The sequence below is a fragment of the Bradyrhizobium sp. USDA 4504 genome (assembly GCF_054063995.1).
On record NZ_JBSSGV010000001.1, the window covers coordinates 5,038,313 to 5,053,757 of the forward strand.

The 15,445-nt window shown below is 65.3% G+C and carries 15 protein-coding genes; 8 read left to right on the forward strand and 7 right to left on the reverse strand.

Annotated elements, in window-relative coordinates:
• The first annotated feature begins 27 nt into the window (after window positions 1-27).
• Complete coding sequence (locus tag ACVMB1_RS23700; protein ID WP_083714866.1) at window positions 28-1,560, forward strand: lysozyme inhibitor LprI family protein; 1,533 nt, start codon at window positions 28-30, stop codon at window positions 1,558-1,560.
• A 301-nt stretch (window positions 1,561-1,861) separates the two neighbouring features.
• On the opposite strand, the gene ACVMB1_RS23705 is transcribed toward ACVMB1_RS23700, so the two are convergent.
• Window positions 1,862-2,614: a Crp/Fnr family transcriptional regulator gene (locus ACVMB1_RS23705; RefSeq protein WP_057015183.1), complete on the reverse strand. Its 753-nt coding sequence runs from the start codon at window positions 2,612-2,614 to the stop codon at window positions 1,862-1,864.
• 187 nt (window positions 2,615-2,801) lie between these two features.
• Here ACVMB1_RS23705 and ACVMB1_RS23710 point away from each other — a divergent pair, with 187 nt between their 5' ends.
• Complete coding sequence (locus ACVMB1_RS23710; RefSeq protein WP_141342804.1) at window positions 2,802-3,185, forward strand: hypothetical protein; 384 nt, start codon at window positions 2,802-2,804, stop codon at window positions 3,183-3,185.
• A 118-nt stretch (window positions 3,186-3,303) separates the two neighbouring features.
• Entirely contained in the window at window positions 3,304-3,708 is a 405-nt protein-coding gene (locus tag ACVMB1_RS23715) for a DUF4864 domain-containing protein (protein WP_076824372.1), read from the forward strand.
• Between the two features lie 7 nt (window positions 3,709-3,715).
• Here ACVMB1_RS23715 and ACVMB1_RS23720 read toward each other — a convergent pair whose 3' ends face one another.
• Together ACVMB1_RS23720 and ACVMB1_RS23725 are read right to left on the reverse strand one after the other, a co-directional pair.
• Complete coding sequence (locus ACVMB1_RS23720) at window positions 3,716-4,951, reverse strand: MFS transporter (protein WP_076824390.1); 1,236 nt, start codon at window positions 4,949-4,951, stop codon at window positions 3,716-3,718.
• A 134-nt stretch (window positions 4,952-5,085) separates the two neighbouring features.
• Window positions 5,086-5,553, reverse strand: coding sequence for a hypothetical protein (locus tag ACVMB1_RS23725; RefSeq protein WP_244558650.1), 468 nt, complete (start codon window positions 5,551-5,553; stop codon window positions 5,086-5,088).
• A gap of 265 nt (window positions 5,554-5,818) precedes the next feature.
• Here ACVMB1_RS23725 and ACVMB1_RS23730 point away from each other — a divergent pair, with 265 nt between their 5' ends.
• The 5 genes from ACVMB1_RS23730 (at window position 5,819) to ACVMB1_RS23750 (ending at window position 11,344) form a co-directional block, all read left to right on the forward strand.
• Window positions 5,819-6,448: a DUF1326 domain-containing protein gene (locus ACVMB1_RS23730; RefSeq protein ID WP_057015186.1), complete on the forward strand. Its 630-nt coding sequence runs from the start codon at window positions 5,819-5,821 to the stop codon at window positions 6,446-6,448.
• 44 nt (window positions 6,449-6,492) lie between these two features.
• The gene (locus ACVMB1_RS23735; RefSeq protein ID WP_076824374.1) at window positions 6,493-7,266 is read left to right on the forward strand and encodes a DUF2182 domain-containing protein; all 774 of its coding nucleotides are present in this window, start codon (window positions 6,493-6,495) and stop codon (window positions 7,264-7,266) included.
• A 657-nt stretch (window positions 7,267-7,923) separates the two neighbouring features.
• Entirely contained in the window at window positions 7,924-8,220 is a 297-nt protein-coding gene (locus tag ACVMB1_RS23740; RefSeq protein ID WP_028341258.1) for a hypothetical protein, read from the forward strand.
• Between the two features lie 402 nt (window positions 8,221-8,622).
• A complete protein-coding gene (flhA, locus tag ACVMB1_RS23745) occupies window positions 8,623-10,758 on the forward strand; it encodes a flagellar biosynthesis protein FlhA (RefSeq protein WP_456849274.1) in 2,136 nt (711 codons plus the stop codon).
• Window positions 10,759-11,143: 385 nt separating this feature from the next.
• Window positions 11,144-11,344, forward strand: coding sequence for a hypothetical protein (locus tag ACVMB1_RS23750; RefSeq protein ID WP_016848568.1), 201 nt, complete (start codon window positions 11,144-11,146; stop codon window positions 11,342-11,344).
• A 280-nt stretch (window positions 11,345-11,624) separates the two neighbouring features.
• Here the strand turns inward: ACVMB1_RS23750 and ACVMB1_RS23755 are convergent, their stop codons facing one another.
• The 4 genes from ACVMB1_RS23755 to fliI all read right to left on the reverse strand — a co-directional run bounded on the left by ACVMB1_RS23755 (window position 11,625) and on the right by fliI (window position 15,207).
• A complete protein-coding gene (locus ACVMB1_RS23755) occupies window positions 11,625-12,593 on the reverse strand; it encodes an anti-sigma factor (protein ID WP_076824378.1) in 969 nt (322 codons plus the stop codon).
• A 3-nt stretch (window positions 12,594-12,596) separates the two neighbouring features.
• Window positions 12,597-13,142 carry a sigma-70 family RNA polymerase sigma factor gene (locus ACVMB1_RS23760; protein ID WP_028335734.1) on the reverse strand — a complete coding sequence of 182 codons (546 nt, stop codon included), beginning with the start codon at window positions 13,140-13,142 and terminating at the stop codon, window positions 12,597-12,599.
• Window positions 13,143-13,353: 211 nt separating this feature from the next.
• Window positions 13,354-13,773, reverse strand: a complete 420-nt coding sequence (fliJ, locus tag ACVMB1_RS23765; protein WP_016848565.1) for a flagellar export protein FliJ — start codon at window positions 13,771-13,773, stop codon at window positions 13,354-13,356.
• Between the two features lie 108 nt (window positions 13,774-13,881).
• Window positions 13,882-15,207 carry a flagellar protein export ATPase FliI gene (gene fliI / locus ACVMB1_RS23770; protein WP_028335735.1) on the reverse strand — a complete coding sequence of 442 codons (1,326 nt, stop codon included), beginning with the start codon at window positions 15,205-15,207 and terminating at the stop codon, window positions 13,882-13,884.
• Window positions 15,208-15,445 lie beyond the last annotated feature (238 nt).

Sequence of the window (15,445 nt, forward strand, 5' to 3'; positions counted from 1 at the left end):
CATGGCGCGGCCGTGCGGGTGACGTCGATGCCTTGCTCTCCACGGTTTGCGGCCGCCGTCGCGGCCATCGCGGTCCTTGCATCCGGCCCGTCCGTTGCGTTGGACGATGATCTGCGGGCATCAAGCAGCGGGCCGACCGCGATCAGGCTGTGCGGCGATGGCGGCGACGGCACGATCAAGATCGCGGACTGCAGGAAGGCCGGCACCGAAAGGCTGGTGACGCAGATCGACCGGGCGTTCGACGTGGCGCTCGGCAAGATACCTGCGAACATCAAGCCGCTCTTGAAGCGCGACCAGGCCTGGTTCAACGAGATGATCATCGACGCCGCCGAGGTGCTGGCCGATAGCGACGCGGACGAATTGAAGGAGAGCTTTGCGCAAGCCCTGCGCCGCCGCGCCGCCGCGCTTGAGGGAATGGCATCCGGCCGTCCCGGCTTCGCCGGCAACTGGGTCAACGCTTTCGGCAACATCACGCTGACGCCTGCCGGCGGCGGCGCCTATCGCCTCGCCGCCGATCTGCGCGGCGACTATGGCGGCGACCGCAGGCGAAGCTGCAAGCTCACCGCCGACCTGAAGCCTGCGGGGAGTGGCTGGCTCGCCGGCACCGTGGCGATCAATACGGACACGGCGGCCGACAAGCCGAAAGCCGACGCTGCGGCCGCTCCCGCCAGGCCGCCGTCAGTCAAACTCCGCCGCCAGGGCGAGACCTTGCGGATCGTCGGCAGCATCGACGACGAGGAGTGGGACGGCTTCGTCGACTGCTCGTCGATGTGGCAGGTCACCGGCAGCTATTTTGCCGCCGGCAAGGATACGGCATCCGACCGGGCGGACACCGCCTTCGTCGTCCCGACCTTCGACTGCACCAGGCCGGAGACGGCGACCGACGAGGAAATCTGCGCCGACCCTGATCTGGCCGACAACGACCGGCGGCTGAACCGCGCCTGGAAGGCGTTGCAGCCGCACCTCGACGAAGCGACGCGGCGCGCGCTGATCGACGACCAGCGCAACTGGGTGAAGAGCCAGGCGCAGCAATATCCCGAATTCCTGCACCCGGCCTGGAACAAGCAGAGCTCCCAGGTTCACTTCACCGTCGATGCCCGCGACCACGTCGACGAATTGCAGCGCGAACGCCTGGCGCTGCTCGAAGGCTTTGACGACAAGCGCAGCGGACTTGCGGGCATCTGGCTCGCCCATAACGCCATCATCAAGATCACCACCGAGAGCAACGGTACCTTGAAGGCGACGGGATGGAAGTGGGACCAGGGCGACTGGAAGGCCGGCTGCGACTACGAGATGACGGGCAAGATCGTCGGCGGCACGTTCCGCTCCGACGAGCAGCGCAAGAACCCGGACACGCTCGAGCGCGACCACGCCATGCTGATCGTCAACCGGCAGGACGATCTGTTCGCGAAGAAGCGCTACTCGAACAAAGATGGCACCGAGAACAAGGACGCCGACGAAGCGAAGTGCAAGCGCCGGCTTGACAATTCCTCGACCGCGCGGCTGTTTCCCGCCCGTCCCTCGCCGGACATCGATAATTTCAAGGGCTCGATCAGATAGAGCGTCTTCAGGCGAAGTGGATACCGGTTCGCGTGACGAAAACGCGTCAAGACAACGATCCAGAGACCCGTTCCGATTCAATCGGACCGGAATGGCTCTGATCACACGACAGTATCACAGATCGCGCGTCTGCCGGTCGCCCCACGCAATAACGGCGGCAATGGTGGCGAACATCGCGGTGACCGCGATCATGACGAGGATGGTGTCGAGAGGCATGGGTCGTCTCCTGCATGTGATGGAGAGACCTAGCGCGCCTGCGCGCGCATCGCCTTGTGCTGGATCAAAAGCCGACGCCGCAGCGTCAGCTCGCGCCGCTCAGCTTGAGCCGTTCGAGGTCGAGCAGCCGCACGCCATCGGGCACGATCAACACCACCTTCTCGCGCGCAAGGCGGGTCAGCGTGCGGCTCACCGTCTCGATGGTGAGACCGAGATAGTCGGCGATGTCCTGCCGGCTCATCGGCAGCGGCACGGTAACGGACACGCTTCCGATCCGGGCGTATCGCGTCTGCATGTGGAGCAAGAATGCAGCGATCTTTTCCTCGGCACTGCGCCGTCCGAGCAGCAACATCTGGTCCTGCGCCAGGCTCAACTCGTGCCCCGCGAACTCATGCAGGCGGCGCAACAGATGCGGCTTGCCGTCGACATAGGCGAGGAACGCCGATCGCACGAAACGGCAAACCGCGACGTCGTTGACCGCCTCCGCGGTGACGCCGTAGCGGTCCTGAAGCGCAAGTCCGAGGAAGTCGCCCGGCAGCGCGAAACCCACGATCTGGCGGCGGCCGTCGGGCAATGATTTGTAGAGCCGCACGACCCCGTCGGTGACATTGAACACGCTGCCCGCCAGCGCACTCTGCTCGAACAGCGTCGTTCGTGCCGGAACCTGCTTTGCCTGGCTGATCCGGTCGAGCTCCTCGAGTTCGGACGGCTCCAGCGCAGCGCAGACGCTGAACAGCCTGACCTTGCAGTCCTCGCAACCATTCGTGGCGCGGCCGTGCCTGCAGTCGGAACGCGTCGCGCCTGCACAGGAATCCTGCAGTGGCTCGGCAATGCTCATGGCTTCGGGTGTCCGCTTGGTTAGGTGCGTGGCACTATCAACCCCGATTTGATCTGGATCAACCGCCGGCGGCATTGATGCAGATCAATGCTGCGCCGCGCTTTCCCCAGCAGTTTCGCCATCATCGGGGAATCCGGCGATGAACGAGCAATTCCAGGCACTTCCGATCGACCATCAGCATGCGATCGTGGCCTATCCGCTGGTGTTCATGCATGATGCCAGTATTACCACAGATCAGTGGCTGCGGTTCGTGCGCCGGCGCTGCCGCGGCAGCTCGCCCGAGACCGGGCTGATCGCGATTCGCGATCGCCGCGGCGTGATCCATGCCCTGTTCAGTTACCGCATCGACAACGACCTGCGCGTCCGCAAGCGGCTCAGCATCGGCGACCTGATCGTCGCGCATCTGCCCGGCTCGCGCATCGACGACGCGGTGTCGAACGTCATCGCCGAGGTTTCGGCGCAATACGGTTGCCAGATCGTCACCATCGAGCAGCCATTCGCAACGCGTCATGCGCGGCACGCCGGATGCCCGACTGCCGAGGCGCTGCGGCACCATCGGCGCGTCAACTGACATCGCGCTGCGTGGCCGTTCGGAGCCAGCCGCCGAATGCGCCTGCTCCGTTGCCGCCGTGGTCGTGCGGGAGTAGCCTTGCGGCGGCTGGAAGGTCGACTGTCGACGGTGCCACCGCATGCGCATCATCCTGATGTTCGTCGCTATTCTGCTCGGCTCGCTCGCTCCCGCAGCGGCCGACGACGTCGGCGCCGCGCAGGCCGTGATCCGCGCGCAGGAGCAGGCGTTCGGCCGCGACGACGCCGCGGCGGCCTATTCGCATGCCGCGCCGGCGATCCGGCAGATCTTTCCGCAAGCCGACATCTTCATGTCGATGGTGCAGAACCAATACGCGCCGGTCTATCGGCACAGGAGCTTCGAGTTCGGCGAGGCGCGCAGCGACGGCGGCCGGATCGCACAGCGCGTCCATATCGTCGACGCCAATGGCGAGGCGTGGGAGGCGCTCTACACGCTGGAGCGGCAGGCCGACGGCAGCCTGAAGATCACCGGCTGCTCATTGCTCAGGGCCGGCCAGGCGGTGTGATCGAGAATTACGCCAGCGCCACCCGCTGCCGCGAGCGCATCATGAGCAGCAGAATGATGCTGACATTGAGCAGGTTCCAGGCGAGGCCGTTGGCGAAGGCGGCGGCATAGGAGCCGGTGGCGTCGAAGATCACGCCCGAAATCCAGCCGCCAAAGGACATACCGAACACCGAGGCGAAGATCACGATGCCGATCCGCGTCGCGGCCTCCGACGCCGGCATCGCCTCGCGCACGATGATCGCGTAGCTCGGCACGATGCCGCCCTGGAACAGGCCGAACATCGCCGAGATGATGTAGAGCGAGGTCAGGCTGTCGAAGAACAGATAGAACAACAGCGCCGCGCCTTGCGCGATCGAGCCGATCAGCAGGGTGCGGATGCCGCCGATCCGGTCGGCGAGGAAGCCGGAGCCGATCCGGCTGATGATGCCGAAGCCGAGCATCAGCGACAGCATCTCGGCGCCGCGCGCCACGCCGTAGCCGAGATCGCCGCAATAGGCGACGATATGGACCTGCGGCATCGACATCGCCACGCAGCAGGAAATCGACGCCAGCGACAGGATCGCGGTCAGCGCGTTGGTGGAAAGCTTGAGGTCGACCCGCGGTGGTGCCGCGTTGCCATGGCTGCGCCTGGTCGCTGCGCCCATCAACACGCGCAGCACCATGAGTGCGAGCAGCATCGAGATCGCGGTGAAGATGCCGATTGCAATATGGGTGGTGCGCCAGCCGACACTCTGCATGCCGAAATTGACCAGCGGCGGCCACACCGTACCGCCGACGTAATTGCCGCTCGCGGCGATCGCGACCGCGAGGCCGCGGTAGCGCTCGAACCAGTGCGACGCCTCCGCCATCAACGGGCCGAAGGTCGCCGCCGACGACAGACCGATGGCAAAATGCAGTAGGATGAAGGCCCAGATCGACGGCGCGTAGCCGGCGCCGACATAGCCGAGGCCGAGGATGCCGATCCCGGCGCCGATCGCCGCGACGATGCCGTAGCGGTCGCTGATCTTGCCGGTCACGACCTGGCCGAGGCCGAAGCCGAGCATCACCATGGTGAAGGCGAGCGAGGCCGTTCCGCGGGTCGCGCCGAAGTCGGTCTGCACCGCCGGCAGCGCCACCACGACCGACCACATGCCGACGCTGCCGAGCGAGCCGATCACCACGGCCACGACAAGGCGCAGCCACGCCCGGCGCGAGTCGGGAATGAACGTAGCGACTTCAGGGGAAAATTCAGAAGAAATTACCACGGCAGGCGGAACTTCGTCGGCATTTGCCTCCGGGTCAAGCCACATTGCCGAGAGATTAGGCATGCGCCAGCAAGGGGACGCCGCCCCTTGAAACGGCACGCTCCGCGGCGGATTCGCGCGCGGCTAGCGTCGCATCAATTCCCGAAGTTCGGGTCCTGCGACTGGAACGGGCCGCATTCGGCGCGTTTCGCAAACCGCTGATCGAAATCGACCGTGCCCCCGCCCACCGGAATCTGTGTCGGCGGCAGTCCCCTTGTGTACTGGTCGACGGTCACCATCTTCTTGTCCGCGCTCATCGTGACGCGAACCGGCTCAAGCGGCTTGCCCTTGTTGGCCTCGGTCAGGTCGAGCGCGTAGTAGCCGATCACCGTCTGGCCGGCGCGCAGGCCTTGGCCTGCCAATGCAACCGATAGCGGTAGATAGACCTCCATCCTGACGCCTTCGCCGTCGCACGCCAGCATGCGCATCATGGCGGCGTCCTGGCCCGGAGGCTTTGCGGCAGCACCCGTCGCGACGGAAAGGGTGACAGCCGCGACAGCCCCGAAACCACCAATCCAGGGTTTGCCGGTCGTCGCCGCCGCACGGTCTCCTTGGCTTGTCATGGAATCCCCCGACACGAAGCGACTTGCTCGGTATTTCGTCTGACGTCGAGGCTGGGACGTTCAATCCCGGTCCGTCCTCCCTCCCCGATCGGCGCCTCCGTGCGCCGCCGCGGCGATGTTTGGGCGATCGGGCGTCAGCGCTTCCTGTACCGCCGGACCGGTTGCTGCTATGATCCCGGCCTACTTGAACTGATCCGGTTTTTTTGAAGCGGAAGGCATTCTGAAGCGCCTGCATTGATCACCGACAGTCATATGGAGGTTTGCCATGGCTTCTGACTGGCGTCTCGAAGGCGAATGGATCAAGAACTGCAATTGTGCGTTTGGCTGCCCCTGCGATTTCAATGCGCTGCCGACGCATGGTTCCTGCAAAGGCATGGTCGGCATGCGGATCACCAAGGGGCATTTCGGCAGCACCAAGCTCGACGGCCTGGTGTTCGCGGCAACCGTCGACTTTCCCGGCGCGCTTCACGAGGGCAACGGGCAGATGCAGCCGATCATCGACGAGCGCGCCACGGCGGAACAGCGCGAAGCGCTGTTCAACATCCTGTCCGGCAAGAATTCGGCCGAAGGCACGCTGTTCCAGATCTTCAGCCTGATCGTGACCAAGATCCATGATCCGGTGTTCGTGCCGATCGAGTTCTCCTTCGACAAGAACGGGCGCGTCGCCAAGCTCGTCGCCAAGGGCGTGCTGGAGACCGAGGTCGAGCCGATCAAGAATCCTGTCACCGGCACGCCGCATCGCATCCAGGTCGTGATGCCGGAGGGGTTCGAGCACAGGGGGGCCGAGGTGGCCTCCTCCAACATCCGCTCGACGGGGGCGATCAAGTACGAGACCAAGGGCTCGCACAGTTCGCTCGCCAACGTCGTGCAGACGCCGGACGGCGTCGCGGCCTGACACAGCCGGGCGCGGTTCGGCCGTTCGGCTGCTGGGATCCCAACATGAGCGAGACATCGGCGCTCGAAAACGTCCTGCGGCATGACCGCCTGATCTTTGCAGGCGGCATCGCCGCGGTGATGGCGCTGGCCTGGGCCTATCTCCTGGCCGGCGCCGGCATCGACATGAGCATGGCTGATATGCCGATGGATCCGACGCCATGGACGCCTTCCTATGCCGTGCTGGTGTTCGTCATGTGGTTGACGATGATGGTCGCCATGATGATCTCGAGCGTCGCGCCGATGGTGCTGCTGTTCGCCGCCCTGAAGCGCAAGCAATCGGCAACGCCCTCTCCCTTCGCTGAGGCCTGGATCTTCCTGTGCGGCTATCTCGCGATCTGGGCCGGCTTTAGCCTCGCCGCGACGCTGGCGCAATGGCAACTCGACCTCGCCGGCCTCTTGTCGATGGCGATGGCTGCTACCAGCGCGACGCTCGCCAGCGGCGTCCTGCTGCTGGCCGGGCTCTACCAGTTCACGCCGCTCAAGCGCGCCTGCCTGCGCTACTGCCAGAGCCCGGTGCTGTTCCTGAGCCGGCACTGGCGACCGGGCACGGCCGGTGCGCTGCGCATGGGGCTGCGGCACGGCCTTTATTGCCTCGGCTGCTGCTGGTTCCTGATGGCATTGCTGTTCGTCGGCGGCGTGATGAACCTGCTCTGGATCGTCGGCATCACCGTCTACGTCGCCTGCGAGAAGCTGCTCCCGGTCGGCCACCGCCTCAGCTATGCCGCCGGCGCCGCGTTGATTGTGGCGGGACTGATCGTGCTCGTGCATACGACTTGAGAAAGTGTCCGGACGTGTAGGAATATCGATCGCGCGACGGCGATCATCCTGTCGAAGAAGATTGAAAGCAGTGCGAGCTGGTTCACACTTGCCAATCGTCATCCGTGCCAAGATCGTTCGGACGGTGGATTGTGCGTCGCAGGCCGGCAGCGCTGCTTGTGACGGAACTGACGAGCGACAGACGCTCGCGTGCTGGCGTCAAGCCAGATGCCCCACGCCCCCGGCCGTCGCACCGAGAGAACCGCATGCATTTCATCGGAGGTACATCATGCATACCTTGCCCGCAGAATGGCTACCCGTTTCAACTGCGCCAGCAGACCGGGATCTCGAAGTCTGTGTCCTGGACTATGATGGAATGGTCCATGCGCTCGTGTTCCCCTGCCACAAGGACGGCGCCGACTGGGTCGTTGGTTCAAATGACCACGTCCATGTTCAACCGACGCATTGGCGCAGTTGGACTGAGCCCGCCTAAAGCGGGCCTCTGCACCGCCGGGCGGACCCGGCGCAGGGCCGCCGGGGACGCTCCATGGCGCCCGGACGAGTTACCGCCATCGCGCCGCACGGGCACGAGCCCCGGTGCGGCGTCAATCTCGCGCCAGCCCATGAAATCGGCTAGACTTGTCGCGTGAGGTTCAAGGGTGGGCCAGGAGGCTCGTCATGGAATCACACGTGATCCCCTTTGAAAATCGCTGGACCAACGGCAAGCATGCCTGGGAGTGGCACTGCGAGCTCGAGCGGCTGGGCGTGCCGACGGTCCGGACGATGTACTGCGAGCATGAAACGCACCGTCGCAACAAGTCGGCGGTGGTGTTCGACATCCCCGCGGGCTTTGTCCACGACTGGCTGGCCTTTCATGACCGGCGCGCCGCCCGGCAGCAGTTCTTGTGGCGCGCCAGTGTCATCACGCTCGGCATCATCGCCGCATCGGGCGTCGTGCTCGGTGCGCTCAGATAGAGGCCGCAAGGCCTGCGGCCTCATCCGTGGCCATCCTTCGAGACGCCCGCCTTTGGCGGGCTCCTCATCAGGATGACGCGTTGTTGCGGGGCAAAATCCTGGTCTGGACCCTCATGGTGAGGGCGGCGCATCTTGACCACGAGGCCCTCTCACCCCGGCCGCGAATCCCCCTGCCGGCGCCTGCGACGACCCGTGCGGTCGCGCGAAAGCCCTTATTAACCCTTTGCTAACCATACACCCGGCAAGAATTGCCGAGTGAAGTCGAGTGTCGTCGAACGCGTCTAACGGGTGGAGATCCCCGTGAACGCCAGCGCGGTGCCTCACTTTCGGAACGGCGGCCCTGCGGCCGTCGCGCAGACGCTTGGCGGCCGCAGCCGCCAGTCGCGGGGGAGAGCGGCTACCATGGTCGACGTCACGGCGGGTCAGGGCACGGCAGGCAAGAGCGGATTGCCGAGCCTCGGCGAGATCGGCGACATCCTGAAGCGCGGCGATATCGCGCTGGCGATCGGCGTCCTCACCATCCTGGTGGTGCTGATCCTGCCGCTGCCCTCGATCGTGCTCGACCTTTTCCTGGCGGTCTCGATCACGGTCTCGATCCTGATCCTGATGACCTCGCTGTTCATCCAGGCGCCGCTGGAATTCTCGTCGTTTCCGACCATCCTGCTGATCTCGACCATGCTGCGGCTGTCGCTGAACATGGCCTCGACCCGGCTGATCCTGAGCCACGGCCATGAGGGCACGGCGGCCGCCGGCCACGTCATCGAGGCGTTCGGCAACTTCGTGATGGGCGGCAACTTCGTGATCGGCATCATCGTGTTCGCGATCCTGGTGATCGTGAACTTCGTGGTCATCACCAAAGGTTCGGGCCGCATCGCCGAAGTCGCCGCACGCTTCCAGCTGGACTCGATGCCCGGCAAGCAGATGGCGATCGACGCCGACCTCTCCGCCGGCCTGATCGACGAGAAGGCCGCCAAGGAGCGCCGCAAGGCGCTGGAAGACGAGAGCGGTTTCTTCGGCGCCATGGACGGTGCCTCGAAATTCGTCCGCGGCGATGCCATCGCCGGTCTTTTGATCGTCGGCATCAACATCGTCGGCGGCATCATCATCGGCGTCGCCCAGCAGGGCCTCTCCTTCAGCGAAGCCGCCCGCACCTACACCGTGCTGACGGTCGGCGACGGCCTCGTCACCCAGGTGCCCGCGCTGATCGTGTCGACCGCCGCCGGCCTCCTGGTCTCCAAGGCCGGCATCACCGGCGCCGCCGACAAGGCGCTGATGCGCCAGCTCTCCGGCTATCCGCAGGCGCTCGGCATGTCGGCCGGCGTGATGCTGGTGCTGGCGCTGCTGCCGGGCATTCCGACGCTGCCGTTCCTGGCGCTGGGCTCCGGCGCCGCGGTGCTAGCCTGGAACGCACGCAAGCAGAAGCGGGCTGCGAAGGCGGCCGAAACGGCAGCAGCCGCCGCCCCTGCTGCAGCCGCGGCCGCCGCCGCCGCTGCGGCCGCGGAGGAGCCGATCGCCGCCGCGCTCAAGATCGACGACCTCAAGATCGAGCTCGGCTACGCGCTGCTGCCGCTGGTCAACGGCCCCGACGGCACCGACCGCCTGACCGAGCAGATCAAGGCGCTGCGCCGCTCACTGGCCATCGAGATGGGTTTCGTGATGCCGGCGGTGCGCATCCTCGACAACGTCCAGCTCGAAGCCAACAGCTACGTCATCAAGATCAAGGAAGTCGACGCCGGCACCGGCAAGATCTGGCCGAGCCAGTTCATGGTCATGGACCCGGCCGGCAACCAGGTGCAACTGCCCGGCATCCACACCATCGAGCCGACCTTCGGCCTGCCGGCGACCTGGGTCGACGCCGGCCTGAAGGAAGAGGCCGCGCTGAAGGGCTACACCGTGGTCGACGCCGCCACGGTGCTGTCGACGCATCTGACCGAGCTGCTCAAGACCAACATGGCGGACCTGTTGTCCTACGGCGAGGTGCAGAAGCTCTTGAAGGACCTGCCGAAGGAGCAAGGCGAGCTGATCAAGGACATCGTGCCGGGCCAGGTCACGGTGTCGGGCATCCAGCGCGTGCTGCAATTGCTGCTCGCCGAGCGCATCTCGATCCGCGATCTCTCGACCATCCTCGAAGGCATCGCCGATGCGCTGGCGTTCTCGCGCAATCCGGCCACCATGGTCGAGCACGTCCGTGCCCGGCTGGCCCGCCAGATCTGCGCGCAAAACACCTCGCCGAACGGCTATTTGCCGCTGATCGCGCTGTCGGCGCGCTGGGAGCAGGCGTTTGCGGAGTCGATCGTAGGCACCGGCGACGACCGCAGCCTGGCGATGCAGCCCTCGAAACTGTCGGAGTTCATGACCGCCGTGCGCAACGCCTTCGAGCAGGCGGCGCGCGAGGGCGAGGCGCCGGTCCTGGTGACGTCGGCCGCGATCCGGCCGTTCGTTCGCTCACTGGTGGAACGGTTCCGCTCGCAGACCACCGTCCTGTCGCAAGCCGAGATCCATCCCAGGGCCCGGCTGAAGACGGTCGGCAGCGTCTAGAGCCTGTTGTTCCGGAGCGTTTTCTGCACGCGGGACGGGCGTCCAGCTCGCGCGAAAACGCGCTAGCGGCCGCAAATCACTTGGGTTTTCGTCTGTGCTTTCTCGCCACAGGCAACTGATTTATGCAGACAGGTCCGGAACGGCCCTATCTGGGATGCAGCATCCCAGCACAATCCCAAGACACTGATATTAAATAGCTTTAATGCGCTTTGGATTACCAAAGGGTCATTTTTGATCGCGCCCGATCACGTCTCATCACGGCCTTGTGATGGCCTCTAGGGAACGGAATCGGCAAATCCTACGTTAGCGGGGCACGAGACGTTGAACCGGACAACAGACCGAACCGACAGATTTACTGAGAGCAGGAAGGCGGCAGGAGACTTCCATGAACCACTCGATCTACAGCGCCGATCGTATGACGCACCTGAAGATTGTGGTCGTGGCGTTGTTCGCCGGTATCCTGGTCGCGGGTTTCGGCATCGCGGCACATAATTCGTCGGATGAGGGATACACGCAGACGGCGCGGGTCATGAAGGCCGGCAAGCCCGTCGCGATCACCAGCTCCAGCAACTCGCTGGTCCGCTAACAGGAGAGTTTCACGAATTCACGTAGTGTTCTTTACAGCCCCCCAAAGTCGCTGCGTGGATATTTAAGACCCCCAACTACCCCCAAGTTGACTATCGAAAACGCCCGCTCCCCACGGGCGTTTTCTTTTTTGCGGGTGGTCGACGCGACATCTTATCCACGTCATTGCGAGCGCAGCGAAGCAATCCACTGTCACCGCTCGTGCGGAAGGATGGATTGCTTCGCTGCGCTCGCAATGACGGACGGCCACCATCGGCAACCTCTGACGATGGGCGGCCGGCCTATCGCGGCGGCGAAGCCGACGCGCCCGGCACGGTCTCGATCAGCTTGCCGGTGAAGATCGGCGCCGAGGTCGGCTGGCCGTTCGGCGAACCGCCGGCCTGTTCCACCGTCACCGCGTAGGTGGCGCCGTTGATCACGTCGGGATCGTAGCCCGACAGCACCGGGCGCGCGGTGAAATCATCGGCGCCGATCACGCCGAGCGAGCGCGGCTGCGGCAGCTTGTCGGAGATCAGCCAGAGCTCAAAGCTCTTGCCGGGCTCCGACGGGGCGCCGACCTTGCGGACGGTGAAGTTCTTGGTGGCGCCGTCGATGGTCATGATGAAGGCCGGCCCGCCATTCGGCCCCTGCAGCAGCGCGACATATTGCGCCGACGGCGTCAACGCCGGCGCCGGCGTCTTCACTTCGACGGTCTGGATGCGCGGCTTCGGCCGGATCGCATTCGGCAAGGCGTCGGGCTTGTAGATCTGCAGGCCGAGCGTCACCAGCAGCGCGGCCGCGATCGCGGTCGCGGCCGACGCGATGCCGCGCCAGCGTTTCACGCGGCCCGTCAGCGCGGTCACGTTGCGTTCGTCGAAGATGACCCGCGGCGGTCGGGCCTCGGGCAGCCTCCGGGGCTCGGGCGACTGCGCAGGCTCCGGATCGAACGCCGAGCCGAATTCGGGATCGTCTGTGACTGGCGAAGGCGGCGGCGTCATCGTCGTGGCCGGCGTCTCGGGCAGCACCAGCGGCGCCTGCGGCGCGCTCGTGGGGCCGATCGCCGCCTTGATGTTGTCCCAGACCACCGGACGCGGCTCGACCAGGCCGACCATCTGATTCAGCGGCCCGAGCCTGAACTGCCAGGCCTGCACCAGCGCTGCGAACTCGCTGTCGACGGCCATCATGGTCTCGACCTGCGCGCGCTCCTCGGCATCGAGCGTACCGAGCGCATATTCCGCGGCGAGCGCGATATGGTCTTCGCTATAGGCCATCAATCAGAGTCCAAGACACTCCCGGATATCCATCAGGCTGCGGCGCAGCCAGGTCTTCACCGTGTTCACCGGCGTCTCGAACTTTGCGGCGAGTTGCTCGCGGCTCCAGCCGTTGTAATAGGCGAGCAGCACGAGCTTCTGACGATCCGGCTCCAGACGACCGACGCACTCCAGCAATCGCTTCAACTCTTCCGTCATCTCCCGTCGCGCCAGCGGATCGGGCTGGTCGGCTGCGACCTCCATCGCCGCCGGCTCTTCCTCCAGCGAGGCCTCGCCGCGCTTGCGCACCACGTCGATGGCGCGGTTGCGCGCGATCGACGTCATCCACGTGATCGGGGACGACAGGGCTGGGTTGAACTGCCCGGCGCTGTTCCAGATCTTGACGTAAGCCTCCTGAATGACCTCCTCGGCGAGGTCCTGTCGCCGCAAGATACGGAGCACGACGCCGAAGAGTTTCGCGCGGGTCGCGGCGTACAGCCGCTCGAAGGCGGCCTCATCCCCCTTGGCGACGGCGGCGATCAGCCAGACCAGCTCAGCCGGCGTCAGCATCTTGCGCCCTCCAAGCCCCGATCCCCCATCGCGTCATTGCCACCGTGCTGCCGATCATCCGTCCTGACCGGTGGTAGCATATTTTGGGACACCACGATCCGCCAAGGGGCTAACAAGTGGCCGGCAAGTCGGCGGCTTGTGGACAGCGCCCAGCAAAAAGCCCGGGCGATCGGCCCGGGCTCTCAATCTGGTCAGCGGAGGGAGCGAGGGTTCAGGCGATGACGCCGAGACGGGCCCGCATCAGGCCGATCGAATCCATGTCGGCTTGTTCGCGAGCGCTCTCCTCCGCGCGTTCGCGCGCCTGGTCGCGCTCGTCGAGCAGCTCGACCTTCTTCAATTCCTCGAATGCCTCCGACAGCAGCGCCTTGGCGTCGTCCAGCTGGGCGCGCAGTTCGTCGGCCGAACGGGTCAGGTTCTCGCGGCGCTGGATCGCGGCCTTGGCATAGGTCGGATAGGCGAAGTGCGTGGGGTCGTTGATCCCGGCGCGCTCCTGCTCGGTCTGGATCTCGCGCTCGAGCTCGACCGACATGCGCTGGAAGTCGGCGATCATGCCTTCGATCTGGGTAACCCGACGGCGCTTCTCGTCAACCTGAAATTTCTTCAGACGGATCAGCGTTTCACGTGACTTCATCGACTCATACTCCCCAGAAGTCCCAAATCTGAACGCGGGACAGAGCCGGCTCCCCGCTGGGCCCCGCCGGCATAGCTATGGTGTGCCGGCGATGATGGCCTGACAAAGTTAGCGTTCCGTTTCCAAACCCGACAGGATTTGAGCCAGTTGCCGGTAGCCGTCGGGAAGGCTGGTGGACTCGTCCTTGGCCTGGCGCAGGTAGGCCTCGAGTGGCTCATGCAGCCGGATCGCCTCGTCGACCTCCGCGCTGGAACCCGGCCGGTAGGCCCCGAGCCGGATCAATTCCTCCATGTCGGCATAGGTCGCCATCACCTGCCGCGCCTTGTTGATGTAAGGCAGGAAGTTGGGGTCGGCCGACCGCGGCATGGTGCGCGACACCGACTTGAGGATATTGACCGCGGGATAGCGGCCGCGCTCGGCGATCGCCCGCTGCATCACGATATGGCCGTCGAGGATGCCGCGCACCGCGTCCGCGATCGGCTCATTGTGATCGTCGCCGTCGACCAGCACCGTGAAAATCGCGGTGATGGTGCCGTCGCCGGTGCCCGGCCCTGCCCGCTCGAGCAGCTTCGGCAATTCGGTGAACACGGTCGGCGTGTAGCCCTTGGCGGTCGGCGGCTCGCCCGCCGAGAGGCCGATCTCGCGCTGCGCCATCGCAAAGCGCGTCACCGAATCCATCAGGCACAGCACATCCTGGTCCTCGTCGCGGAAATATTCCGCGATGGCGAGCGTCAGATACGCCGCCTGGCGCCGCATCAGCGCCGGCTCGTCCGAGGTCGCGACCACCACGACCGAGCGCGCCAGCCCCTCCTCGCCGAGATCCTCCTGGAGGAATTCCTGCACCTCGCGGCCGCGTTCGCCGATCAGCCCGATCACCGAGATCGCGGCATCGACGTTGCGCGCCAGCATCGACAGCAGCACCGACTTGCCGACGCCGGAGCCGGCGAAGATGCCGAGCCGCTGGCCGCGGCAGCAGGTCAGGAACGTATTGAGACCGCGCACGCCGAGATCGAGCGGCGGGCCGACCCGCTTGCGCGAATGCGCCGGCGGCGGCGAGTTGCGGTAGGACATCGGCGAGGCGCCCTGCACCAGCGGGCCCTTGCCGTCGATCGGCTCGCCCATCGCGTTGACGACGCGGCCGAGCCAGGCCGGCGACGGCCGCACCTGGCTCGCCGCATTGGCGATCACCGCGCGGCAACCGCGCCTCACGCCATCGAGCCCGCCGAACGGCATCACCACCGCGTTCTCGCCGGAGAAGCCGATCACCTCGGCGGGGATGAAGCGGCCCGCGCCGACGTCGATCACGATGCGGGCGCCGACCGACATCGCGTGAATGGGGCCCGCGATCTCGACCATCAGCCCGCGGACGCCGACCACGCGGCCATAAATATTGACGCCGTCGATGTCGCCGATCTGCTCCGCGAGCGCCTTCATTGCGAAAACCTTAAGTTTCCGCTTTTTTGCTCCGGCCGCTTAACTTCGTGTTTACCCGCATCATTAATCATTGCGTCACTGTCTTTGGTGACTGAGGTCGCTTGCCCATCAGAAGAAGGGCGAGTCGCGAGAGTCGGTTAGGCCCGTCTCTTAATGTGGAAACTGAACGGACGCGGTTAGGAAAAGCTTCTTCTACGCAATATCTTAGGGCGATTCGACAAAAATTGCACGGTTAGAG